14 protein-coding genes are annotated in these 25228 nt (G+C 52.6%); 5 read left to right on the top strand and 9 right to left on the bottom strand.

What is annotated here, in order from left to right:
* Window positions 1-3: 3 nt before the first annotated feature.
* Window positions 4-471, bottom strand: a complete 468-nt coding sequence (locus ACYVK4_RS17565; RefSeq protein ID WP_461128826.1) for a QcrA and Rieske domain-containing protein — start codon at window positions 469-471, stop codon at window positions 4-6.
* A gap of 118 nt (window positions 472-589) precedes the next feature.
* Here ACYVK4_RS17565 and ACYVK4_RS17560 point away from each other — a divergent pair, with 118 nt between their 5' ends.
* Window positions 590-1054, top strand: a complete 465-nt coding sequence (locus ACYVK4_RS17560) for a DUF2452 domain-containing protein (protein WP_461128825.1) — start codon at window positions 590-592, stop codon at window positions 1052-1054.
* A gap of 92 nt (window positions 1055-1146) precedes the next feature.
* Complete coding sequence (menB, locus tag ACYVK4_RS17555) at window positions 1147-1971, top strand: 1,4-dihydroxy-2-naphthoyl-CoA synthase (RefSeq protein ID WP_461128824.1); 825 nt, start codon at window positions 1147-1149, stop codon at window positions 1969-1971.
* Between the two features lie 92 nt (window positions 1972-2063).
* Here menB and ACYVK4_RS17550 read toward each other — a convergent pair whose 3' ends face one another.
* The 8 genes from ACYVK4_RS17550 to ACYVK4_RS17515 all read right to left on the bottom strand — a co-directional run bounded on the left by ACYVK4_RS17550 (window position 2064) and on the right by ACYVK4_RS17515 (window position 17988).
* The gene (locus ACYVK4_RS17550; RefSeq protein ID WP_461128823.1) at window positions 2064-5312 is read right to left on the bottom strand and encodes a WD40/YVTN/BNR-like repeat-containing protein; all 3249 of its coding nucleotides are present in this window, start codon (window positions 5310-5312) and stop codon (window positions 2064-2066) included.
* 66 nt (window positions 5313-5378) lie between these two features.
* Window positions 5379-6158, bottom strand: coding sequence for a heme ABC transporter ATP-binding protein (locus tag ACYVK4_RS17545; RefSeq protein WP_461128822.1), 780 nt, complete (start codon window positions 6156-6158; stop codon window positions 5379-5381).
* Entirely contained in the window at window positions 6151-7218 is a 1068-nt protein-coding gene (locus tag ACYVK4_RS17540) for a FecCD family ABC transporter permease (RefSeq protein WP_461128821.1), read from the bottom strand. The genes ACYVK4_RS17545 and ACYVK4_RS17540 overlap by 8 nt, the downstream gene beginning before the upstream one ends.
* Window positions 7219-7392: 174 nt before the next feature.
* Window positions 7393-8262, bottom strand: a complete 870-nt coding sequence (locus ACYVK4_RS17535; RefSeq protein ID WP_461128820.1) for a heme/hemin ABC transporter substrate-binding protein — start codon at window positions 8260-8262, stop codon at window positions 7393-7395.
* A gap of 111 nt (window positions 8263-8373) precedes the next feature.
* A complete protein-coding gene (locus tag ACYVK4_RS17530) occupies window positions 8374-10716 on the bottom strand; it encodes a TonB-dependent receptor (protein WP_461128819.1) in 2343 nt (780 codons plus the stop codon).
* A 160-nt stretch (window positions 10717-10876) separates the two neighbouring features.
* On the bottom strand, window positions 10877-11416 hold the full coding sequence (locus tag ACYVK4_RS17525) for a hypothetical protein (RefSeq protein ID WP_461128818.1): 540 nt from the start codon (window positions 11414-11416) through the stop codon (window positions 10877-10879).
* A 109-nt stretch (window positions 11417-11525) separates the two neighbouring features.
* Complete coding sequence (locus tag ACYVK4_RS17520; protein WP_461128817.1) at window positions 11526-14711, bottom strand: WD40/YVTN/BNR-like repeat-containing protein; 3186 nt, start codon at window positions 14709-14711, stop codon at window positions 11526-11528.
* A gap of 154 nt (window positions 14712-14865) precedes the next feature.
* The gene (locus tag ACYVK4_RS17515; protein WP_461128816.1) at window positions 14866-17988 is read right to left on the bottom strand and encodes a VPS10 domain-containing protein; all 3123 of its coding nucleotides are present in this window, start codon (window positions 17986-17988) and stop codon (window positions 14866-14868) included.
* A 277-nt stretch (window positions 17989-18265) separates the two neighbouring features.
* Here ACYVK4_RS17515 and ACYVK4_RS17510 point away from each other — a divergent pair, with 277 nt between their 5' ends.
* The 3 genes from ACYVK4_RS17510 to ACYVK4_RS17500 all read left to right on the top strand — a co-directional run bounded on the left by ACYVK4_RS17510 (window position 18266) and on the right by ACYVK4_RS17500 (window position 25176).
* Window positions 18266-20680 (top strand): TonB-dependent receptor plug domain-containing protein, encoded by a 2415-nt coding sequence (locus ACYVK4_RS17510; RefSeq protein WP_461128815.1) that lies wholly within the window; start codon window positions 18266-18268, stop codon window positions 20678-20680.
* A gap of 82 nt (window positions 20681-20762) precedes the next feature.
* The gene (locus ACYVK4_RS17505) at window positions 20763-23999 is read left to right on the top strand and encodes a WD40/YVTN/BNR-like repeat-containing protein (RefSeq protein WP_461128814.1); all 3237 of its coding nucleotides are present in this window, start codon (window positions 20763-20765) and stop codon (window positions 23997-23999) included.
* Window positions 24000-24120: 121 nt separating this feature from the next.
* Window positions 24121-25176, top strand: a complete 1056-nt coding sequence (locus ACYVK4_RS17500) for a PepSY-associated TM helix domain-containing protein (protein ID WP_461128813.1) — start codon at window positions 24121-24123, stop codon at window positions 25174-25176.
* Window positions 25177-25228: the final 52 nt, after the last annotated feature.

The following is a 25228-nucleotide window of genomic DNA, read 5'->3' as shown; positions in this document are numbered from 1 at the left end:
CAATTAATTATGCACCCGCAATGTGCGGTTGTTCAGATTGGGCTCAACAATATACTGCAGAAGGGGTAACGTAGCCGGACCGGTGACGACTTTCCCGGTTGTGTCGAAGCGGGAAAGGTGAAGCGGACAATAGAATTGATTCTCGGTCAATTTGAAGGTTAAAATCGTATTGGCATGCGTGCAGTTGGCGGAAACGGCTACATACACGCCGTCTTTTGTCTGGGCAATGATCACTTTATTGGTAATCACATAGCCTCCCTTCACCAGCAGATTCGCATTGGCGGTATCGTCTAACCGTAGGGTGAAATCAACCTTCTGGGCGGTTTCAGGGGTTGGGTCCATGTTGCTGTCTCCAGAGCAGCCTGCCAGGCACCGCGACAATAGGATCGCACCAATACTGGTTCCCACAAGTCGGAAAAAATCATGGCGATCTATGATCGTGGGGTCAATTGGATGAACAGTGGTTTCCATACTGGTTTTAGCGTACTTTTGTGGCGTGGGCCCATTTAAGGTGTAAATATGCGTTATTTTTTGTCATCCGACGACAGCAAACAAAGACGTTTGCCGGGCAGTTACCCAATCAACAACTATGGAAGAAGCAAAAGTATTTATTAATCCGATCTCACCGGACAAAGTAGCCGAATCGCCCGGCTTGCTGGCGTATGCACACACCGCCGGTGGTGCCGTTATTCGTCCCGAGGACAAAGGGAAGATTACGGGTCGGGCAGTGTCGGCCATGCGTGAACAGACGGATATGCAATTGAGCCAGTTGTATAAACAGATGCAGCTCCTGGCCGAGCAGGCAACCGCCATTCGAAACCGGGTTGAGATATCGGAGCGCATTTATTCGGCTCAGATGAGCTTTGAACCGGTGGTTGGGCATACTTATTATTTTTACCAGCGCAAAAACGGTACTGACCTCCTGTCTATGGTTGGCCCGACGGAGTGGGGCCGTAAATTTCCATTTGAACGTTGCCTCGCCACCGTCCGGATGATGGCCGACCATACGTGGGATGTGCAGTATCACGAAACCGAATTTTCAATGGACGAATGAGTGAATGAGAGAATAAGGGGAGAAAGACCTTTTTAGGATTGCTCACCAGCCTGTTCACTCTTGCACTCTTTAGCACTTTCACTCTTTCACTTATGCAAAGCAACTACCCCTGGGAAACAATCAAAGAATACCAGGAAATCCTATTCAGCTACTACGAAGGCATCGCTAAGATCAGCATCAACCGGCCGCACAAACGCAATGCGTTTACGCCCCTCACCGTCACCGAAATGTCGGAAGCTATGGAGTTGGCGCGTCAGGACGAGCGGGTAGGGGTGATCATCCTGACGGGCGAAGGCGGAGAGGCCTTTTGCTCAGGAGGAGATCAATCGGTTCGTGGACATGGCGGCTATGTGGGCCAGGATAAAGTGCCGCGTTTGAATGTTCTGGATTTACAGATGCAGATTCGACGTATACCGAAACCCGTTGTAGCCATGGTGGCCGGTTATGCCATTGGTGGCGGACACGTTCTGCACGTGGTGTGTGATCTGAGTATCGCAGCTGAAAATGCACGTTTCGGCCAAACAGGTCCTAAGGTTGGTTCATTCGACGGCGGATTCGGCGCATCATATCTGGCACGGGTAGTGGGACAGAAAAAGGCCCGTGAAATCTGGTTCCTTTGCGATCAGTATGATGCTCAGGAAGCGCTGGATATGGGTCTGGTCAACAAAGTTGTGCCGCTCGACCAACTTGAAGAAACAACTATTGCCTGGTGCCGGAAGATGTTGGAAAAAAGTCCCTTGGCCCTGCGTATGTTAAAAGCGTCGTTCAATGCTGAACTGGACGGACAAGCGGGTATTCAGCAACTGGCAGGAGATGCCACCTTGCTGTATTACCTATCCGAAGAAGCCAAAGAAGGAAAAGATGCTTTCCTGGAAAAGCGCAAGCCCGATTTCAGCAAGTTTCCCAAGTTTCCTTAACTATTGTGCAGACCGTCTGGGTCGGCCCAACTTACGAATAATGCAAAAAGGAGCTGTGCAGCTCCTTTTTGCATAAAATGACGGTTCAGTAATTACTGTTTTGGTGTCGATGCGGCAACATCGGGCACCGTCACTTTCTCAAGCTGAGCCTGTTTACACTGGTTGTTAAACCGAACAATATCATTCTGGATCAGCATATTCATGTCTGTTTTCAGCGGCTGCCAGATGGCGTTTAGCTCCGACAAACGCTCTTTCTGTCCGGCTGTAACGTAAGGCGTGTTCACATCCAGTTCGCCTTTCAGGAAGATATAATCAGCACTGAGTTTATTTTCAAAGTTGATTACGTCGTCGTTCGACTGTGACTTTGGCTGGATGACTTTTTCCTCCCATAGCTTGATCTTCTTTGCCAATGCCCGGCCTGAATCGGCCACGGCTTTCAGATTGGGTTTGTCGTCGATCAGGTCGATCAGGTCGTTGATTTGTTTCTGGGCTTTGCGCATCCGATTCACGCCGAGGTGAATTTCCTTCACGCCGTCTTCAATACCAATCAACGTTTTCTGCTGTTGCTCAAAATCGGCGGGCGTTGTGTTCAGTCGAGGGTCGGGCAGTATTTTGAACGATACCGTTTTCTCCTGCTTGCCAAACTTGATTTTTGCCTGATAACCGCCGGGGGGAAGTTTGCGCCCTTTGTAATTACCTTCGATAAATACCTTCTCGATGGCGGGTAATGTTTCGGCGCGCATATCCCAGACAAACCGGTTCAGGCCGGGTTTCACCGTCAGGGTTGGCTCGGGCGAGGGACCACCAGGAAAGGCTACAAACTTCTTGTCTTTCTTGCTGCTCAACTTCCGGACAGGTGCTCCCTGATCGGTGAGGATTTCCATCGTCATCGTGGCGCTGGTGTCGACTTTAGCGGGTAGCTGGTAGTAGATCACGACGCCGGTTGAGGGGTTAGTACCCGCAAAGCCATTTCGGCCGGGGCTGCTGCCCGCGTCTTCATCGTCGTCGTCCTCAACAACTTTGTCGAGTGAGCTTCCTCCCGACACGCGGTAGGCATCTTCGGGTTTGTAAACGAGCAGACTGTCTTTGCTGGCTTTCTCGTTAATCTGCCGGATGGGGCCCAGGTCGTCCAGAATCCAGAACGAACGCCCGGCGGTAGCGGCAATTAAATCGCCCTGATGCACTTTCAGATCGGTAACGGGGCTAACCGGAAGGTTGAGCTGCATGGGCCGCCAGCTGGTGCCGCCGTTGTACGATACATAAACACCGGTTTCGGTACCGGCATACAGCAGCCCTTTCCGTTCGGGGTCTTCGCGAACGGTTCGGGTGAACGCGCCGTAGGGGATACCCGTAACGATTTTTGTCCAGGTTTTGCCGTAATCGGTGGTTTTGTAAATGGCCGGAGCAAAATCGTTGAATTTGTAGCGGGTGGTGGCGATGTAGGCGGTTGCCTTATCGTGGGGCGATACCTCTATGGAGTTGATGAGTGTTTCGGGCAATCCCGATGGCGTCACGTTGGTCCAGGTAGTGCCGCCATCGCGGGTGATGTTTACCAATCCGTCGTCGCTGCCGGTCCAGATAACGCCTTTTTCAGAGGGTGATTCGAGGACGTAGGTGATGGTCGCGTAGTTTTCGCCACCGGCTCCTTCGTTGGTGTAGGGTGCACCGCCCCAGCCAAGTTTGGTGGAGTCGTGCCGGGTCAGATCGGGCGAAGCGATAGACCAGCTTTTGCCAAGATCAGTCGTTTTAAATAGCCGGTTACCCGCATGGTAAAAGGCATTTGGTTCGTGTTTCGACCAGATGATCGGCGCATTCCAGTTAAACCGGTATTTCATGGTTTTGGCCTGTAATGCCTGGTATTGAATAGGCGAGACCATAATGGGTTTGCCTTCGTGCGTTTGCTGGTCAAGGACTTCGATCGTACCCTGATAACTGCCGCCCATGACGTGGCGTGGATCATCGGGGTTGAAGGCCAGGAATGCACTTTCGCCACCAGCCGATGCCTCCCAGTCTTTATCCGTGATTCCGCTGCCGTTGGTGCTTCGGCTGGCAATCATGACCGACGTATTATCCTGCTGACCACCGTACACATAATACGGAAAGCGGTTGTCGGCATTCACACGGTAGAATTGCGCCGTCGGCTGGTTGTTCTCCGACGACCATGATTTGCCGCCGTTAAACGAAACCGCACTACCCCCGTCATTACTCAAAAACAGATTTTTGTTGTTCTTCGGGTTAATCCACAGGTGGTGGTGGTCGCCGTGCGAACCCGGAATGGTTGAAAACGTTTTGCCGCCATCAATGGATTTCAGGACGGATGTGTTCAGAATGTAAACTGTATTTTCATCGATTGGGTCGGCGAAGATTTCGATGTAATACCAGGCCCGCTGGATGGTTCGGTGGTCTTTACTCACCCGATTCCAGCTTTTACCGGCGTCTTCGGACAGAAAAACACCACCTTTGTCGGCTTTGGAATCTGATTCGATGACGGCATACACCCGGTTTGGGTTGGCTTTGGAAACCGAAATGCCCATTTTGCCCAATTCTTTCGGCAGTCCTTTTTCGAGCTTCGTCCAGGTTTCACCCGCGTCGGTTGATTTATAGAGGCCGCTGCCTTTGCCACCGCTTTGTACCTGCCAGGGCAACCGTCGGTAATCCCACATGGACGCGTAGAGGATTCGTGGATTGGTCATATCCATGCTGAGGTCGTTGCAGCCGGTGTTCTCATCCACAAACAGCACTTTCTTCCAGGATTTTCCACCATCGGTAGTTTTATAGATACCCCGATCAGGGGATGAACCGTGCAGGGCACCCTGTGCGGCCACAAACGCAACATCAGGATTTTGTGGGTGCACCCGAACGGCGGCAATATGCCGGGTGAGATCGAGGCCAAGGTGTTGCCAGGTCTTACCGGCATCCGTCGACTTGTAGACACCATCCCCGTAGGAGGTCATAACGCCACGGGGGGCGTGCTCGCCCATTCCCACATACACAACGGCCGGGTCGGATTCGCAAATGCCGATGGCTCCCACGGAGGATGTTTTAAGCTGACCATCGGAAACGTTTTTCCAGGTCATACCGGCGTCTTCTGTTTTCCAGATACCCCCGCCAACGGTACCCATATAATACAATTGCGGATCGCTGGTCACGCCCGACCCGGCTACAGAGCGCCCACCCCGGAAGGGGCCGATGTTTCGCCATTTGACGGGCTTGAAATAGGGGTCGATGTTCTCCGCTCCTTCCAGGCTGGAGGTGGAAACGGGTTTAGCAAGCTTAGGCTTTTGAGCCAGTAATGGGTTGATTAATAGGACGGAGTAAAGAACAAGTAGGGTGTTTCGCATAGGAAGCCGTTTGTTGAATTAACGTTGGCTAAGATAGCGTAAATCAGGGTTATGCCCGTTCTATCCTCACCAAATCATAACTCTTCGCCCGGTTTCGGGATGTGTAATAAAATATGGCCTGATCTTGAACACTGTTTCAACGGCTTCCCCCGTGAGCACCAATTCCGGAATACCGGTTTTAAAAATACGCCCCTGATCCATCAGAATCACGTTGTCAGCGTATTGTAAAGCCAGGTTGATGTCGTGGACAATGACAAACACAACCATATTTTTAGCGGCCAGATCACGCACCAGGCTCAAAATCTGATGCTGGTAGTGAATATCCAGCGCTGAGATAGGCTCGTCCAGAAAGAGATACTTGACGGATTCGTCGTCCGGCTGCCGGTACAACTGCGCCAGTACGCGCGCCAGGTGGATCTTCTGCTTTTCTCCCCCGGAAAGTGACGCAAACGCTCGGGTCCTGAACGAAAACATGCCAACCGTTTCCATACAATAGTCTGCAATCTGCGTATCCTGTGCCGTCGGGTTCAGGTCGAAATAGGGGTAACGGCCCATCATGACAACCTCGCTCACGCTTAGATCGAAGGGGAGAGCCAGTAGTTGAGAAAGGACGGCTTTCTGTCGTGCCTGGGTTGAAAGGGGAATGGATGGTAGCGGTTGATCGCCGTAATAAATCTGTCCCGTTTTCGGGGTTTCGGTGCCCGTCAGCAATTTGAGCAGGGTGCTTTTGCCCGCCCCGTTCGGCCCAAGTACCATCGTGAACTCACCGGGCAAGAGTGTTAAGGAAACGTTGTTGATCAAGGTCTTTTGGCCAATCTGAAACGACAGGTTTTCGGCTTTAAGCATAGAAACCTCCTTTCTGAAACGAGCGGGCGTTGCGAACCAGCAGCCAGATAAATACCGGGGCTCCGACAAAAGCGGTAATTACCCCAATCGGAAATTCAGCCGGAGCCACCAGACGCCGGGCAATGGTGTCGGCCAGGGTGAGCAGTGAACCGCCCAGCAGGGCCGAAGAAATAACCAGAAATCGGTTGTCGGATGTTTTAAGTAAGCGCAGTAAATGGGGGACAACCAGCCCAACGAACGAAATGACGCCAACCATAGCCGTACCAATGGCCACCAGCAGGGTGTTTAGTAAAAGAACCTGAATTTTGAGTCGGTCGATGTTGTAGCCCAGATGGCGCACTTCGTCCTCGCCCAGAATAAGCACATTTAATGCTTTCGTGAACCGCAACGAAAGTAGAATTCCCACCGACGTTACGGGAAAAACGATGGTGAACTGCGTCCAGTCGGCCCCAGAAAACGTGCCCAGATTCCAGAAGGTAATGGAACGGGCCTGCGGGTCGCGGGCAATGTACGATAGAAAACCTGTGCCGCCGGTAGCCAGCGCATTGATGGCGATACCCGCCAGAATCATGGTCGCGACGTTGACTTTGCCGCTGATCGACGCAATCCGATACACCATTAACGTTGCGCCAAAGGCAAAGATGAAAGCCACACAGGGCAGTAAAAAAAGACCCAGCGCATCGGTAAATGCCCAGTTGATATTCTTGCCAAGGACAAAGACCAGGGCCGCCCCCAACGCTGCTCCGGCACTGGTGCCCACAAGTCCCGGCTCCACAATCGGATTGCGAAAGAGCGCCTGCATCAACACCCCCGATACTGACAAGCCAGCCCCGACCGTCGCACAAAGCAGTACACGCGGCAACCTGATTTGAAGAAAAAGCCCTTGGGAGATGGGGTCAACCACCGCATCTGACACACCAATACCATTAAGCAGAATGTGGTTGATGTCGGAGAAGGTCAAGTCGACAGCCCCAATCCGCAGGGCGGCTATAATGGACAGAGCGAGTAATCCGGCCAGAAGTCCGTACCATTGTCCCGGAGAAAGTGAAGGTGGTTTCATTATTAATAGGGCTTTGTGGGGTGCAGTGGTGGTGTGAGTAGAGTTTTGTGGTATCGGTTCCGCTGACCCGATACCACCCCCAACCCCCTCCAAAAACAGGAGGGGGCTAGAACAAGGGTACCATTTTAAAAAGCCCCCTCCTGTTTTTGGAGGGGGTTGGGGGTGGTAAAACACTTACTGATGGATCAACTTCATGAGTAGTTGAACATTCTCGCCCGTGCGGGGGCCGAGGTAGATCAGGTCGTGCTCTTCGATGCGGTAGATCTTCTTGTTTTTACCGGCTGGCGTCAGGGCAATGCCGGGCAGGGTGGCCAGTTTGTCAGCGTTGCCCATCCGGTCATAGCCGAAGTCGGTGACGAGGATAATGTCGGGCTGGGCTTTGCTGATGATTTCCGGGCTGAGGGGTTTCATCCCTTTCAGGGTGTCCATCACGTTTTTTCCACCCGCCAGATCAAGCATGTATGAGGCTGTTCCGGCTTTGCCGATCACAAGGTAATTGTTGATGACCCGACCGAAGTGAATGATCGCCACTTTGGGGACGGACTTGTATTGCTTTACGTCCGCAGCGGCTTTGGCCAGATCGGCGTCCAGTTTCGTTTTCAGACTGTCAGCCTGCTTTTGAGCACCAAACTGAGCGGCCAGCGTGTCGAATAGAGCTTTGACTTCTGGAATGGTATGGGCGTCTTTGAATACTTTCATCGGCACACCTACTTTTTCCAGTTGGGTCATCACCGCTTCCGGTGCTACGTTGCCATCGTGGTACACTACTGTCGGCTTCAGGGCAATAATACCTTCGGCGTTGAGCAGGCGATGATAGCCTACTTTGGTCAACTTCTGGGCAGCTGGTGGATAGGTACTCGACAGGTCGACGCCCACCAGCTGATCACCCGCGCCCAGGGCGTAGATCAGTTCGGTTAACTGCTTGGCGACACAAACGATTCGCTGTTTGCCGGTGCTTTCCGACTGGTCTTTCTGGCTGGAGGTACAAGACAGAATGCCCGCACTAAACAGGGTAATCAGTACAAGCGATTGGGAGATTTTCATGGATAATTTTGTTGAAATGTTTTTCTGATGTAAATCTTGTGGTGCTGTCAGTTTCTTAAAACTGACAGCACCACAAGAAGTCAAATAGGTTTGGATTAGATAAACAGCAAACTAAAATGTGTATTTCAGCATTGCGCCCGAATAGAACGTGATTTTAGGCGCCGGGTTGAAAAAGAGCGGTCGGTTGTTTGCCGGGTTGGGCAGGTTCAGGAAGACCAGCGACGAATAAGTACTGCTCAGCATATTGTCCGAGCCCACGTATACATCCAGACTGAAGTGGCTTCCCAGTGCGCCCCGATAACCGACTTTGCCATTAACGAGGGTGTAGGCTTCGGCAAAATGATCGTTGGCCAGGGTAATGGGCATTTTGTCAACGTACATCATCGTACCGTTCAGGTAGAAGCCCGGACGCACTTCCAGGTCGAATCCGGCATTCAGCAGGTTTGGTGCAATACCAGATTCCTTCTTGCCCGTGTAATTGATCGTTTTGGCATCGCCGTTATTGTCGCTCTTGTAATCTTTGTAATAGAAGTCACTATACGTGTACGACACAAACGGACGAACCAGCGAGATGGCTCCGGCGCTGGGACGATAGGCATACTGAACGGCCAGTTCCAGCCCGTTATGCTGGACTTTACCCGCGTTGGTAGTTAACGTGTAGGCAGGCGAGGTGGGCGTTGCCGGGAAGTTCTGAGGAATGAGCTTATTTGCTACGGCCATGTTGAAATACGCAATTTCGTAGGTCAGGGCTTTGGTCAGTAAACTGCCTTTGCTGCCAATTTCGTAACTGGTGCCCGTTTCCGGCTGGAGGTTGTAATTGACTACGCCCGTCTGGGCAACAACGACCTGATTGGTTGCCGGTGCCGAATACCCCTGGCTGACACTGGCGTAGAAGGATACGTTGTCCATTGCCTGATAGGAGACCGCAGCACGCGGAGTCAATACCGAGTCAAAACGTTTGTAGCCCGACGCGTTAACATAAACTGGCGTGGTTGTACTGGCCCGCATGTCGGTAATGCCGTATTCAACGTAATTGAGTCCTGCACCGGCTGATACCGTCAGCCTGGGAGCGAGTTGCAGAGCTGCCTGCGCAAACACATTGTACTGCATTGCCTGTATTTCAAGATCAGAGCGAAGGGCTCCCAGAATGCCGTTCGTTAAGCCATACGCTTTGGCGTAATTAAAATTCTTCAGGAATTCGGCACCGATGCTGAACGTTGGTTTCAAGGCGCTGGCATCGTTGGTATACGTAAAGACTGTGCGGCCACCAAACTTGAATTTGTTGGTCTTGTTGACCCCGGCAGCAAATGGCTGATCGATAATTTGCCCACCCACGAACACCGTTGTCTTGTTCGAAAAACGATCCGTAAACTGGTAATTGTGGCTGATACCCGCCCGTGCGCTTTCAGTTTTAATGCTGGCATTGTTGCGCAGGTACGCTATTTCGGCCGTGTCGGGACGAATGACCAGGTTGACACTATCAACCTGCCCCGACAGCAGATCATACGAATTGGTGTAGCCCACAAAAACTGACATGGACCGCTTCTGACTCAGGTAAGTATCGCTGGTGATGTTCAGGAAGTCTTTTTTGGAGCTGCCGTGCAGCCGAAACCCGTCGTACTTCTGATGGCCATAATTGATATTTAGACTGGTGTTGTCAGAGCCGGTTTTGATGGATGTGTTTGTTCGGAAAAGACCGTATGAACCCGCCAGGACCTGTTGGCTTACACTGGTTTTGCCGATGGGTGCGCGTTCGGTATAAAAATTTACCACGCCACCCAAGGCATTGCCATACGAACTGGATGCCGGTCCTTTGATGATCTCCACACGGCTCAGGTTGGTGAAGTCGACATCGTCCAGGAAGGTCGTGCCATCGCCGTCGGTCAGGGGTATGTCGTTCAGATACGCCTTGTAGCCCACGCCATTAAAGTTCGTTTGGTTGCCGTATCCCCGAATCACAATCCGGTTACCAGCGGCCACCGTACGCATCTCTACCTTCACGCCCGGAATCAGGTTCACGTAGTTTTGCAGGTGGATACCGTTGGTTCGTTGAATATCGCGGCTGGTGACCAACCCAACAGCACCGGCTGTTCGCTGAATCGTCTGGGGAGTAGAATAGCCGGAGACGATCACCTCGTTGAGGTCGATATTCGACGATTCCAGTTCGATGGTCAGCGTGCGGGTTGACGCTTTAATCTTCACCGTTTGGGTTTGGTAGCCAATAGCGGATACCAGTAATTGATCGCCCTCGCTGGCACTCAGTTCAAATTGCCCTTTGTCGTTAGCCGTTGTGCCTCGCGTTGTGCCATTGATCAGCACCGAAGCACCGGCTATAGGTTGCGAATTTGTGGGGTCGACTACCCGGCCGGTTATAGCGGTCTGGGCATTACCGGACAAGGTGAGGAGGAACGTAAATAGTGTAAAAACGAAGTATCGGAGATGTATAAATTTCATTCAGGTTGTTAATTAGAGACATAAAAATCCTGTTGTCTGTGATTTTTAGATAGGATGTTACAAACGCCATATTTTGACTATATAGCGTTTGTAATACCCTGTCCGAAAATCACAGACAGTTTACTGGCCGAAAGGCCAGGCAAGAAAATGGAATAGGATTTTATGCGTTGGGCGGAGGGTAGGGAACCTCCAGCAGGGGGGGAGTGACCGTAGCGGCTGAGTACGAAAAGAAGGGCTGTAGGCTGAAAATTTTCATAGCCGCCAAAGGGTCAAAATAACTCTGATAAACAGGGTTAATCAGGCTTGCCCATTTCAACTGTTTTGTTCGGGTGTTGGAGCGACGGTAGGGGTGACTGACATCTTTATACAGCCAGGCGGCTTCTTTGCGTAAATGCGTTTCGGCTTTGTCACGGAACCCGTACACAAAGAGGGTATCTGATCGGAATTCGCGATGCAGCACATCGACCATTTCGCCCTTCCAGTCGAATTCGCCCTCGTGAAGCAGGTGCGCCGTTTCGGGGGTCAGGTCGGCTTTGGGAACGGCAATCAGGATCAGTTCATCCGCAGCAAAGTAGGTCTGGTGAGCAAATGCCCATTTCGCCAGTAATTCGAGACCATAATAATAGCCGCACACGCTCAGCACCGCCAATGTGACTGTAGCGAGGAAAAAGCGGGCTATGTGTTTACGGGTGATGGGCATGTAGAGGTTTGTGCTACCCCTCTCCGTCCCTTCCCCTTAAAAAAGGGGAGGGGGGAGATGAGTCTGGGGTAATCAATCGTTTCTAACGGTAAGATGGCTCTGTCAACGCTTAACCGTTCGGCCTGATTTTACTTTGGATGGTTGGTTTGATGTTTTCCAGAGCTTTCAGCTGTTCGTCCAGACTTTTGGACAGGCTGTTGTACTGGTCTTTTTGCTGCTGCGTTGGTTTCGAGTCGTCTGATTCAACGAAGCCGCCCAGCGCTGTAAATTTAGTGTTCAATCGGACGGGATGGTTCGTTAAATCCTGATTTGCTTTAGCCCGAAATTGATACAGCGCGTCTTCAATCCGCAACAGTTTGTCCTTCAGATCAATAACCGTCGGGTCGTTGGGGGAGTGACTGGCGCTATCCAGTTGCTGGCGGAGTTTACGAATCGTTAGCACGCCATTCCGAAGCTCATTGATGCGCTCCCGGATGTTGATGAGCATGTCGAACTGCTGTTTGAATTCCTCCGGCGTTGTTTCAATGCGGGGATCTTTAATGATGTCGAAGGTCTGGGTGTACGTCTTGCCGTCTATCGTTAGCTGGACTTTATAGTTGCCCGGCATAGCCAGCGGGCCCTTGGCCCTGCCGTGGGTTACGGAATTTGGTAGCGCAATAGGGTCGGGGTAGCGCATATCTTCCCAAACGAAGGCGTTGCCGCCCACTTCAGCAGGCAGCATGGTTTCCCGGCGGGCCGGCGGTGCCGGTTGCCGCATTTCCACCCGCCCCGATGAATCTTTCGCTGTCGTTGCGGGAACGGGTGTGGCACTTTTATACGATTTTATCAACTGACCACTCGCATCAAGGAAAGCTAGTGAGATCGGGCCTTTGGGTTTCTCCTTCAGGTAATACACAACCTTCACACCATTGGGTGGGTTTTTACCCAATTCGTCAGCACCGCTGGGAACGGGTTTGATGGCCGGGTCCAGACCCGCTTTGAAGCGGACGGTGGGCCGTGGCTTGAATAAATGAACTGCCGTTTTTTGTACCTCATCCGTTAGTTGATGAAGTACCGTCAGATCGTCCAGAATCCAGAACGAGCGGCCGTGGGTGGCCGCCACCAGATCGTTATCCTGAATGGCAAGGTCATGGATTGGAACTACGGGCAGATTCAATTGAAGGGGCTGCCAGCGGGCACCGTCGGTAAAGGAAACATACATGCCTTTTTCGGTGCCGGCATACAAAAGACCGCGCCGTTTGGGGTCCTCCCGGATCACGCGGGTGAACTCATCCTCCGGGATGCCCAGGGTGATTTTGGTCCAGGTCTTGCCGTAGTCGCTGGTCTTATAAAGATAGGGGTGGAAGTCGTCCTGTTTGTATTTCAAAGCCGCTACATAGGCCGTGGCCGGATCGTGCGGAGAGGGTTCAATGATGCTGATCCGGGCAAAGTCGGGCATGGCTTTCGGCGTGACATTCTTCCAGGTTTTGCCATTGTCGGTCGATAGTTGCACATACCCATCATCAGAACCTGACCAGAGTACACCCGCTTTTACCGGCGATTCGGCCAGGGCGAAAATCGTCCCGTACCACTCCACACCCGTGTTATCGCGTTTGATGGGCCCCCAGTCTTTTCCGATCGACTGATCATCCATCGTCGGGGTCTTTTCCAGCGTGGCCGGGTCGGAGCGGGACAGGTTGGGGCTGATCACCTGCCAGCTTGCCCCCTGATCGGTGGAGCGGTGTACATACTGGGAGGTAGCATACAAAACTTTCGGATTGTGGGGCGAGGTTACGACCGGATATGTCCACTGAAACCGGTAAGCCAGATCAGCCGAGCCATAGCCGTACATATCGTCGGGAATCACCGACACATCTTTCAACTGATTCGTCTTCAGATTCAGCCGGGTGAGCCAGTGGTGATTGGCGGCAAAGATGAGCGACGGATCGTTCTTGTCGAAGGCGATATAACCCGATTCGCCACCCCCCACGTCGAAGTTCTGATCGGGGTAGATCGCACCATAATCCGAGCGGCTGGGAACGGAGATCGTCGAATTGTCCTGTTGTGCACCATAAACACGGTAAGGGAATTTATTGTCCGTAATGACGTGGTACATCTGGGCGGTGGGCTGGTTGTAAATGCTCGACCAGGATTTGCCGCCGTCGAAAGTGACCGTGCCGCCCCCGTCGTTGGCCTGCACCATGCGGTTCGTATCGTTGGGGTCAATCCAGAGCTGGTGGTTGTCGCCGTGGGGCGGGTCGACCTTTTTGTAGGTTTTGCCGCCATCTTTCGACTTCCACATGTCGATGTTCAGCACCCAGATGGTTTCGCTGTCTTTCGGGTCAGCCGCGAGGTGATGATAATACCAGGGTCGTTGAAACAGATCGGCAAACTGGCTGACAAGCTGCCAGTTCTTTCCGGCATCGTCGGTCCGGTACACGCCCGTCTGTTCATTCTCGGCTTCAATAATCGCCCAGATGCGGTCGGGTTTGGCGGGCGAAAGGGCCAGACCAATACGGCCCCGATTGGTACCCGTGGGCAGTCCGGTATTTCGGGTAATATCAGTCCAGGTGTCGCCACCGTCGATCGATTTATGGATACCCGCTCCCGGTCCCGCACTGCGGACGCCCCAGGGGAATCGGCGAAACTCGAAGGTCGACGCATACAGGGTTTTTGGATTGGCCGGGTCGATGGTCAGGTCGATCGCACCGACATTCGGGTTTTTATAAAGAACCTTCTTCCAGCTTTTACCGCCGTCCTGTGTGCGGAAAATACCCCGTTCCTCGTTAGGGCCGAACGCGTGACCCAGGGCCGCTACATAAACAATATCCGGATTGGTTGGGTCAATGATCACCTGCCCAATGTGGTAAGTATCCGTCAGGCCAATGTGCTTCCAGGTTTTCCCTGCATCAGTCGATTTGTAAACGCCATCGCCATGCGAGAGGTTACCCCGCAGCGTGTGCTCACCCATGCCGACATACAGAATGCTGGGATTAGATTTCGACACGGCAATGGCACCCACGGAACCGGTTTTGAAAAAACCATCCGAGATGTTCTGCCAGGTAATGCCGCCGTTTTCTGTTTTCCAGGCACCCCCGCCGGTGGTTCCCATGTAAAACACGAGTCGCTCGGTAGGGTGGCCCGCCACGCAAACGGAGCGTCCACCCCGAAAGGGACCGATGTTCCGCCACTGCATGGCCTTCATGATGGAGACCTGTGTAGGGTCAACAGGTGTAGGAGTCGTTTGTGCCAGCGCTGATACGCTGTTCAGGAGCGCAACCAGGTAAATCAGGGAATAATGTAGTCGTTTTAACATAGTTTGGGAGATGAGGGTGTTTGTGGGGAGGTGTGCGGGCTGGCGCGGGTATTTGCCCGTGCCTTTTCATGAAGTCAGTATTTACTGACACAATCGAATGCCTGTAACACGGTACTGGCACGAGTAAATGCTCGTGCCAGTACCGGTTTTACAATCACATACCAATACTTTTAACCGTTTTCGTCTTCAGCAGCGTGTCCAGTTCGGCCAGTTGCCTGTTTAAGTCGGCGGTTAGTTCTTCGTACACTTTGTAGGAACCGTTGGTAGGTTTGGCATCGCCGGATTCAATGCTGCGCCAGAGGGCAGCCAGCCGGTTATTGAGTTTGATCGGAAAGTTCAGCGGATCTTGCCCACTCTGGTTGCGAATCTGATACAGATTTTCTTCGATGAGGCTCAGCTGCTCTCTCAGCTTTTTATTCGCCGGACTCTGGGGTTGTTTCGAAAGTTTTTCCTTGATCGACCGAATCTGAATCACCGCGTCGTTCGCCTTGCTCGTTTCGTCCCGAATCTTCATGGCCATCTTGAACTGCTCCTGCACGTCGGCTTCAGAAACGCCCTTCAGCCGTGGGTCGAGCCTGATCTCGAAGGGTTGAGTGAATGTTTGATCGCCCACGGTCAATCGAACCTGATACTGGCCGGGCAGCGCCAGAGGACCGGAAGTGGGACGGGCACCCCACATGATCATGCCTTTGAAGTAGGTAGCACCGGGATAGCGCAAATCCCATTCGTACCGATTTAATCCGGCCGCAGTGGTTGGAAGCTTAACCTGTGGTTTACCCGCTTCCTCGTCATCTTCATCGACTTTCGGATAGGTTGGTTTGTTGCCCGTAAATGAATGGATAAGCGTCCCGGAACCATCCAGAATCTCGATTTTCACGCTGTCCGCTTTCTTCGCCAGATAGTACTGGAAAACGGCTGGCTGCACCCGACGAACGGCGTAATAAGGCTTGAACAAGTGAACGGACTTCTTCGCCAGATCAGGCGCAAACTCGCGGACGGGAGCCACATCGTCCAGCACGTATATCGACCGGCCGTGCGTCCCGATCACTATATCTTTTTCCGTTACCTGAATATCCGAAATCTGAGTGTCGGGCAGTTTCAGCTGCAGAGGTTGCCAGTTCTCACCGTCATTGAACGATACCCAAACACCATGTTCCATACCGGCATAGAGCAGGCCGGGGCGGGTGATATCTTCCCGGATGGAGTGGGCGTAATCGTCGGCCCGCAGACCAGTGATAATCTTTTTCCAGGTCTTGCCATAGTCGTCTGTTTTCCAGAGATAGGGCGTCCGGTCGTCCATCTGGTAGCGTTTTGCGGCAACATAGGCGGTGCCCGGTTTGTGTCGGGAGGCTTCTATAATGCTCACGCGGGTATGTTTGGGCATATCCGGCGGGGTAATTTTCTGCCAGCTTTTTCCGTGGTCGCGGGTAATGTGGATCAGCCCATCGTCAGAGCCAGCCCAGATTGTGTTAACGTCGTGGTAGGAGGGAGCCAGCGCGAATACGGTCGCATAAATTTCCGGGCCGTTCATGTCCATCGTAATCACGCCACCGCTTTTCCCCAGCGTGGCCGTGTCGGCCAAAGTAAGGTCGGGGCTGATTTTGTCCCAGCTCTGACCTTCGTTTGTCGACACCCAAACGTGCTGCGAACAAACGTAAAGCCGGTTCGGGTCTTTGGGCGAAAAGACGATCGGGTAGGTCCACTGCCAGCGCTCGGGCAGGGCGCTGGCGGGTTCACCGGAGAAGAAACGGGGGTACACCTGTACATCGCGGGTTTGGCCCGTTGTGCGGTCATAACGGGTTAGTAACGCCCCCTGACTACCTGCGTAAAAGATGTTCGGGTTCTTTGGATCCTGCGCAATATAGCCGCTTTCGCCACCCCCCACCTCGTAGGTCCATTCGCTTTTCTTAATGGAATTACCTCGGGCTAACTGATTGGTCCAACCCTCGCTGGCCACGGCAACCGTCGAGTTGTCCTGCTGGGCACCCGCTACGTGATAGGGAAAATCGTTGGTAGCTGTGATATGATAAAGCTGAGCGGTAGGGAAGTTTTCGTCGGTCCAGGTCTTTCCGCCATTGACCGACACAGCCGCACCCCCGTCGTTGGACGTAATCATGCGGGTTGAATCGGCCGGGTCGATCCATAGGTCGTGGTTATCGCCATGGGGTACTTTCAGCGACTTATTGAACTTTACGCCCCCATCCGACGATTTGAAAAAATCCACGTTAAGGCAGTAAACGCCGTTTTTGTCGAGTGGGTCGGCGTAGATGCGGGAATAGTAGAAGGCCCGCTGACGCAGTTTCCGCTCATCGTTTACTTGTTTCCAGTTCAGACCAGCATCATCGGAGCGATAGACGCCCCCGTCTTCGGCTTCAACAATTGCCCACACCCGGTTGGGGTCAACGGGCGAAACGGTCACGCCGATTTTTCCGACGGTTCCTTTGGGCATTCCCGGTTTGCGGGTCAGTTCGGTCCAGGTTTCGCCCCCGTCGGTGGATTTAAACAAGCCGGAGTCGCCACCGCCCCCCCACATTTTCCAGGGTTTGCGGTAAACCTGCCAAAGGGAGGCATACAATACGTTTGGATTGGTTCGGTCGATGATCAGGTCGATACCCCCGGCTTTGTCGCTTTTATAGAGGACTTTCTTCCAGCTTTTACCGCCATCCGTTGTCCGGAAAATACCCCGCTCTTCGTTAGGGCCGTAGGGGTGCCCCAGCGCAGCTACGTACACAATATCGGGGTTGGTGGGGTGGATTCGGACGCGGGCAATGGCCTGGGAATTTTTCAGGCCAATGTTGGTCCAGGTTTTTCCGGCATTCGTGGATTTATAGACGCCGTCGCCCTGCATGATGTTGCCCCGAAGCTGGGTTTCGCCCGTTCCGATATAGACAACATCAGGATTGGATTCGGCTACGGCGACAGCGCCTACGGATGAACTGGTTAATTGACCATCGGTAACGGGAGACCAGCTTGTGCCGCCATCAGTTGTTTTCCATAAGCCACCACCCACGGCTCCAAAATAATATTCCTGTTTGCGGCTCGGCGACCCGGCCGATCCCAGCGACCGGCCACCACGAGTTGGACCGATGTTTCGCCAGGCCATACCTTTGAAAACAGGGTTGATGACCGTATCCGGTTTGGTGGCTGCCTGCGCCCAAAGTGAGCTATTGAGTGCCAGACTGCAAATGATTGCCAGAACGTAAAAGGTAAAATGCTTTGTACCGGCAGATAAAGTAGGGTAATTCGGGGATTCTTTGTTGTATTGATAGGAGACCATTTCTGGATGGGCGGAAGCCTGAATAACAGTTAAGAATAAGTTAGACAAACTTAGGAAAGTCCAATCCCAATTCACAGGGATAGCGTTAAGAAAAATATTTTGATTTTTTGTAGCAGTCCGTTATTTTAACTTGAATAGGTTGGGACGAGTCAATTTATTTTGGTACCTATTTCTCTGAATGCCAAATAATCGTAAATCGGTTTTTTTATTTTTTGTCAGGAATACACATAGTCTTCATAGCTTTACTGCATTAAAAAGTCTTAATATGGTAACGTGTATGAAATGGTTTCCCGGGTTGCTTTTCGGCTTATTACCTTTTTTAACAGCGGCTCAGACGCTCCTGGTGCAGGATAAAACGACACTTCAAGTCATTGAAAATGTAGAAGTCAGAAGCCTTTCGACCGGGTTACCGCAGCCAATTTTTACAGACCGATCAGGTCGGGCAGATGCATCGGCGCTAACCAGTTCAAATAACCTTGTTTTCCGCCGGGTGGGTTACCAGACCATTCAGTATTCCATGGAACAGCTTAGAGCCATGGATTTTACCGTTTTGATGACCGAAAAACTGCTGGCAATCGATGAGGTTATCGTTGCCGCCAACCGTACCGCCGAGCCGCTTTCGCGCGTGGCTCAGCCCATTCGGATTTTTACCCGGAACGAGTTGCGCTTTCTGAACCAGCCGACCATGGCCGAGGTATTGCAGCAAAGTGGGCAGGTGCTGGTTCAGAAAAGTCAACTGGGTGGAGGTAGCCCTATACTCCGTGGTTTTGAAGCTAACAAAGTGCTGATGGTTGTCGATGGGGTTCGCATGAACAATGCCATCTTTCGGGGCGGGCACCTGCAAAATATACTCACCATCGACAATGCTGCTGTGGAGCGGATGGAAGTCGCGCTGGGGCCGGGGTCGGTGGTGTATGGAAGCGATGCACTGGGTGGTGTTATCTATGTACAGACCTTGTCGCCCAAATTGAGTGCGTCGGGAAACACGGCCGTCAATGCCAATGGCTTTGTACGATACGGCAGTGCCATGAATGAAAAAACCGCTCATGCTGACTGGAACCTAGGTTTTCGGAAGTGGGCGTTCACAACCAGCGTAACCGGTTCGGACTTCGGGGATCTTCGGCAGGGCAAGCAGCGGAACGCCGACATGGGCCAGCTGGGTTTACGGCCCTTCTACGCCGGTTTTGAGAACAATACCGATGTGAAAGTAACGAATCCCGACCCGCTGGTTCAGGTAGCATCGGGTTATAAACAAATCGATCTGCTGCAAAAAGTGCTGTTTCGGCCGACCGACCGGACTCAGCACCTGCTGAATGCCCAGTTTTCGACCAGTAGTGATATTCCCCGTTATGACCGGCTTACCGAAGTCGATGCAAAAGGAAACCCAGTCCACGCCCAGTGGTATTATGGACCGCAGAAACGCCTGTTAACATCGTACGGTCTGACAAAACAGTTTACGACTGGAATGGCCGATGAATTAAAGCTGATTGCCGCCTACCAGTCCATAGAAGAGAGCCGGCATAATCGGCGCTTCGGCAATTATGGTTTGCAGCACCGAACAGAAAAGGTGAACGTATGGACGCTGAACGCCGATTTAAAAAAAAAATTGACGGAAGTCCACACGCTGCGCTATGGGTTGGAAGGCACCTACAACACCGTTCGGTCGACGGCATTTCGGCAAAATGTACAAACCGGCAAAATTGACCCGCTGGACACCCGCTACCCCGATGGTGGAGCCAATACCCAGTCGATAGCGGGTTACGTGTCAGGAACGCTGGACGTGAGCACTCGCTCCACAATGACTTATGGTGCCCGCTATGCCTACAATCGACTTTACGCCAGGTTTGACGACAAAACATTCTTTCCCTTTCCCTACAACGATATTACCCAGGAGTCGGGGGCCTTTACGGGTAGTCTGGGTTGGGTGACGCGCCTGCCGGGCCATTGGCAACTGGCGACATCGCTATCGTCGGGGTATCGGGTGCCGAACGTCGATGATCTGGCAAAAGTGTTCGAGTCCGTAGCCGGAAATCTGATCGTTCCCAATCCCAATCTGAAACCGGAGCGCACCTACACCTTCGATGCGGGTGTTCGGAAGCAGATTGCGGAACGGGTTTCGCTCGATCTCGAAGGATTCTATACACTTTATAACAATGCCATTAACACCCAGCCGGGCACTTTAAACGGACAATCACAGATTGACTACAACGGACGTATCAGTCGAATCGTTATCCAGGTTAATTCGCAGCAGGCCCGGTTATTTGGGTTCAATGCCCAGCTTTCGGCCGACCTGACTCCTTCGCTTACCCTCTTCGGTACCATGACCTATACAAAAGGTCGTATCCGGACCGATTCGACGGGCTACCCACTCGATCACATTCCCCCCCTTTACGGTAAAGGGGGCCTTCGCCTGACGGTCAGACAGTTCCGGGCCGAGGCCAATGTGTTGTTCAATAGCTGGAAACGCCGGAAGGATTACAACCTGGTTGGGGAGGACAACATTGTGTATGCGACACCGCAGGGTATGCCCGCCTGGCAAACGGTTAATCTCAGAACCAGCTACCAGGTAAATCGATACCTGCAGGTGCAGGCTTCTCTGGAAAACATCCTGGACCGTAACTATCGCGTTTTTGCATCGGGCATTAGCGCGCCGGGACGGAATCTGGTACTCACCTTGCGGGGAACGTTATAAAAAGAAGGCTTCTAGCCGATTTAATGCCTTTTCTCCCGTTCCATGTATTATTTTGCATCATCCCTAACTAACCGAATTTTTCATGGTAAATAGAAAATTTACATTTAGTATAATCGCTTTGGCAATTGCCTGTTCAACGGTTAATCCAGCCTTTGCCCAGCGGAAAAGTAAACCAGTACCTAAATCAAATGCCAACCAATCGACCGATAGCCTGATCAATGGCTTGCGGTGGCGTAACATTGGCCCCTTTCGGGGTGGACGGTCGCTGGCCGTTTCCGGGCATTCGAGTCAGCCACTTACCTATTATTTTGGCGCTACCGGTGGTGGTGTCTGGAAAACGATCGATGGCGGGGCCAACTGGTTCATGGTGTCGGATAGTACCTTCAAATCCAGCTCTGTCGGTGCGGTGGCGGTTGCTCCTTCCGACCCGAATACGATTTACGTAGGCATGGGCGAAGCCGACATTCGGAGTAATATTGCCAATGGCGACGGCGTCTATAAATCCACCGACGCGGGTAAAACCTGGAAGCATATGGGGCTCAAAATGGCCGATGCCGTAGCCAGCATCGAGGTCCACCCGACCAATCCCGATGTGGCCTATGTAGCCGCTTTAGGAAATCCATTTGCCCCCAACAAAGAGCGGGGCCTGTTTCGCACCACGGATGGGGGCAAAACCTGGAAACCCATTTTGACGAAAAACGATAGCACGGGCGCCATCGTCGTCAAACTCGACCCCAACAATCCGTCTATCGTCTACGCGTCGATGTGGCAGGCGTATCGGAACAGCTACAAGATGAGCAGTGGCGGTCCCGGTTGCGGGTTGTATAAATCGACCGATGGGGGGGATACCTGGACGAATCTGAGTGCCAAACCCGGTATGCCAAAAGGGCTGCTGGGCAAAATCGGCATCACCGTTTCGCCTGCCAACTCCAACCGGCTCTATGCCATGGTTGAGAATGCCAAGGGTGGTTTATATCGTTCGGAGGATGCCGGGGAGTCGTGGCAGTTGATCAACGAAGACAAGAACCTATGGCAGCGGCCGTGGTATTACATGATGCTGGCCGCCGATCCGCAGGATGAAAACGGCCTGATCGTGCTGAACGTGAACGCCCTGAAATCCTACGACGGCGGGAAGACATTTTCGACCATTGGCGTACACCACGGCGATACGCACGACATCTGGTGGAATCCAAAAAATCCGCAGAACTTCATCATTGCCGACGATGGCGGTGCCGAGGTCACTTACAACGGGGGAGCTACTTTTTCCGACGTCGACATTCCGACCTCGCAGTTCTACCATGTCGCGGTTGACAACGATTTTCCCTATAATCTCTACGGTGCCCAGCAGGATAACTCGTCGATTCGGATTGCCAGCCGTACCACCGAGTACTCCATTGGAAAGTCGGCATGGTACCCGGTATCGGGTGGTGAATCGGGGTATATTACTCCCGACCCGAATAACCCGAACGTAACTTACGGCGGCAGCTATGATGGCCTGATTACCCGGTATGACAAAGCAACGGACCAGAATCAGGTTATCAATGTATACCCTGAATATTTCATGGGAGCCCCGTCGTCGGCGCGGAAATACCGTTTTCAGTGGACGTACCCCATCGTTTTCTCGCCCCACGACAGCAAAACGCTGTATATCACCTCGCAGTACCTGCACCGGAGTACCGACAATGGCCATTCGTGGCAGGACATCAGCCCTGACCTGACCCGAAACGACCCTAAAACACAGGGCGACACGGGCGGCCCGATTACGAAAGATAATACCGGTGCTGAAACCTTCCCGACGATTTTTACCTTCGCCGAGTCGCCGGTTGAAAAGAACATTTTCTGGGCCGGTTCGGACGATGGGCTGATGCACATCAGCCGTGATGGCGGCAAAAACTGGCAGAACATCACCCCAGCTACGACCATGCTGCCCGAAATGGCAATCATGAGCATGGTTCACCCATCCGACCATACGGCGGGTAAGGCGTATCTGGCGGCCAAGCGGTATATGTCCGGCGACCGTAAACCCTATATGTTCAAAACGACGGACTACGGCAAAACCTGGACGAGCATAACGGCGGGCATCCCCTCGGATGAGCATTGCCATGTGGTTCGCGAAGACCCCAATAAACCTGGCCTGTTGTATGCCGGAACTGAGCGTGGGGTTTACGTATCATTTAATGACGGTGGTTCCTGGGAGAAGTTGAGCATGAACCTGCCCGTTACGCCTGTGCGTGATCTGCAAATCCAGAAGCGCGAAAAGGATTTGGTCATCGCGACCCACGGTCTGGCATTCTGGATCATGGACGACATTACACCGCTGCACGAGTTAATGGACGTAAAGCAAGGTGGTAAATCGGTGGCCCAGATGCACTTGTTCAAACCCCGCCACGCCTACCGCATGGAAGGCGGTGCCGGTAATTCTCGTCGGGGTCGGGCCGCTCCGTCGGATGAAGGCGAAAATGCTCAAAATGGCGTCATTACGCGCTATTACCTGAAAAGCAAGCCTACAAAAGAATTGCGGCTGATCTACATGACTACAAACGGGGATACCATCAGCGCGTATTCCAGCACGAAGGACAAAAAAGGACAGCCCCTCAAAATCGCAAAGGAATTTTATCAGGACGAAACGGCTACGCGCCCCGGTTCAATACCCGCCAGTCCGGGTATGAATGTGTTCGTTTGGGATATGCGTTATCCCGATGCTGCCGCCGTTGACGGCATCAACGTGATGTGGACGGGTCGTGGAACGGGCGCTAAAGTAATTCCCGGCATGTATAAAGTCCGGATGCTGCTGGGAGATTCGCTGATTGCTGAACAGCCCATCGACATTCGGAAAGACCCACGCCTGGCGATTACGGCCGCAGAATACCAGGAGCAGTTCGACCTGTTGCAGAAAATAAACGGGAAACTGTCCGAAACGCACAAAGCTATTAACCAGCTTCGGCAGATTCGCACCCAGATCAACGGGTATACAAATGGCGTGAAAGACCCAAAAGTTGCTGAAAAATTCAAGAATGCGGCTAAGCCGATCGTTGACGAATTAGACAAGATCGAATCGACGCTGATGCAGCCGAAGTCGAAAGCACCGCAGGACGCACTGGCGTATCCCATTCGTCTGAACGACAAAATTGCGGGGGTCGCGTCTGTGGTGTCATCGGCCGATACTAAGCCAACCAAGTCGTCCTACACCGCCTATGATGACCTGTCAAAGCAAATTGACACAGCGCTGACGAAGCTCAAAGAAGTCATCAACACGCAGGTGCCAAGCTTCAACAAAATGGTCACCGAACAGCAGGTGCCCGCAATTATTTTGAATTAATTTTTGGGTGAGTTATGTTTTGGGCGTGGTGTCGGGTCCTTAGACCCGACACACTCGCGTCAGCAATTTGTGTCGGGTCTGAGGACCCGACACCACATTAACATCTTAGTAACCAGTGTCTATGTTCTCTGATAAAGCTATTTACCGCTACCACCGGATTTTGGGCCTGATTGGCGGCTTGTTTATCTTGCTCCTGACCGTCACCGGCTCTATTTTGGTCATTGAAAAGCAGGTCGACTCATTACTAAATCCAACCCTAACCCAGGTTGAACCAGCCGGTCAACGCCAGTCTTACGGCAAATTGGTGGCTGCCCTTAACCAACAATACCCAACGGCTCAGGTACGGAATATACGACTGGGGGATAGCCCTACTGAAGCCATCCGGGCGGATTTGATGGACAAAGGCGAACGGATTTGGGTATCCATAAACCCCTACACCGGAGCGATCATTGGGGCCCGACATGCCGAGGCAACGCTGATTCGGCGGGCGCGTGAACTACACGAAAATCTATTGCTGGAGCCCGTCGGTGGTTTTGTCATGGGCCTGGCGGGTATCTGCCTGCTTGGGTCTGTACTGACCGGCACCTGGTACTACCGCCGGTCGCTGCTGAGCGTATTCAAGATTGGCGTGCGCTGGAACAAAGCCCCCCGGATTGTTTATGCCGATATTCATAAGTGGTTGGGTGTGGTGGCGTTGTTGTTCATGCTCATGATGAGTGCCACGGGAATCTTCTTCCATTGGGAGCAGATCGAACGCAAGTTTGGCGATGGTCGAAGAGTCGAAAATAAAGAGGCAACTCCAGTTTCGTTGTCAACGATCCCGGTTGATGCCGCCATGGCTTCCGCCAAGGCATCCATCGCCGATTTTCAACCCCAACTCATCGACTTCCCCAAACCGGGCGATACGACACTGGTCATTCGGGGCAACATGCCCGCCAGCATACGTATGCTCGGGAAGTACAACGTTGCGGCAACGGTCGACGCCCGGACGGGAGCATATATCAGCGGATTCGACGCCCGCGATGCCGATCTGGAGTACATTGCCGAACATATTTTCGAGGAGCTGCACTTTGGTCGTTATGGCGGCATTTTTACGCAGGTGCTCTATATTATCCTGGCGATGGCTACGGCCGTTGTAACCATAACCGGACTATTTCTCTGGTTTTTGAAAAAGTAATCGGTTTGTCATAGAGGAACGCGGATTTAACGGATGCTGCGTAACACAGATA

Source organism: Spirosoma aerophilum (assembly GCF_054782495.1).
Note: the sequence above shows the minus strand (reverse complement) of the source record. Positions and strands in the feature narration are given on the sequence as shown.

What these genes read in the sequence shown, in the direction of transcription:
- ACYVK4_RS17550 (WP_461128823.1), bottom strand. Translation starts at nt 5,312, where the DNA reads ATGCGAAACACCCTACTTGTTCTTTACTCCGTCCTATTAATCAACCCA.
- ACYVK4_RS17515 (WP_461128816.1), bottom strand. Translation starts at nt 17,988, where the DNA reads ATGGTCTCCTATCAATACAACAAAGAATCCCCGAATTACCCTACTTTA.
- ACYVK4_RS17505 (WP_461128814.1), top strand. Translation starts at nt 20,763, where the DNA reads ATGGTAAATAGAAAATTTACATTTAGTATAATCGCTTTGGCAATTGCC.
- ACYVK4_RS17545 (WP_461128822.1), bottom strand. Translation starts at nt 6,158, where the DNA reads ATGCTTAAAGCCGAAAACCTGTCGTTTCAGATTGGCCAAAAGACCTTG.
- ACYVK4_RS17510 (WP_461128815.1), top strand. Translation starts at nt 18,266, where the DNA reads ATGAAATGGTTTCCCGGGTTGCTTTTCGGCTTATTACCTTTTTTAACA.
- ACYVK4_RS17520 (WP_461128817.1), bottom strand. Translation starts at nt 14,711, where the DNA reads ATGTTAAAACGACTACATTATTCCCTGATTTACCTGGTTGCGCTCCTG.
- ACYVK4_RS17535 (WP_461128820.1), bottom strand. Translation starts at nt 8,262, where the DNA reads ATGAAAATCTCCCAATCGCTTGTACTGATTACCCTGTTTAGTGCGGGC.
- ACYVK4_RS17500 (WP_461128813.1), top strand. Translation starts at nt 24,121, where the DNA reads ATGTTCTCTGATAAAGCTATTTACCGCTACCACCGGATTTTGGGCCTG.
- ACYVK4_RS17525 (WP_461128818.1), bottom strand. Translation starts at nt 11,416, where the DNA reads ATGCCCATCACCCGTAAACACATAGCCCGCTTTTTCCTCGCTACAGTC.
- ACYVK4_RS17540 (WP_461128821.1), bottom strand. Translation starts at nt 7,218, where the DNA reads ATGAAACCACCTTCACTTTCTCCGGGACAATGGTACGGACTTCTGGCC.
- menB (WP_461128824.1), top strand. Translation starts at nt 1,147, where the DNA reads ATGCAAAGCAACTACCCCTGGGAAACAATCAAAGAATACCAGGAAATC.
- ACYVK4_RS17560 (WP_461128825.1), top strand. Translation starts at nt 590, where the DNA reads ATGGAAGAAGCAAAAGTATTTATTAATCCGATCTCACCGGACAAAGTA.
- ACYVK4_RS17565 (WP_461128826.1), bottom strand. Translation starts at nt 471, where the DNA reads ATGGAAACCACTGTTCATCCAATTGACCCCACGATCATAGATCGCCAT.
- ACYVK4_RS17530 (WP_461128819.1), bottom strand. Translation starts at nt 10,716, where the DNA reads ATGAAATTTATACATCTCCGATACTTCGTTTTTACACTATTTACGTTC.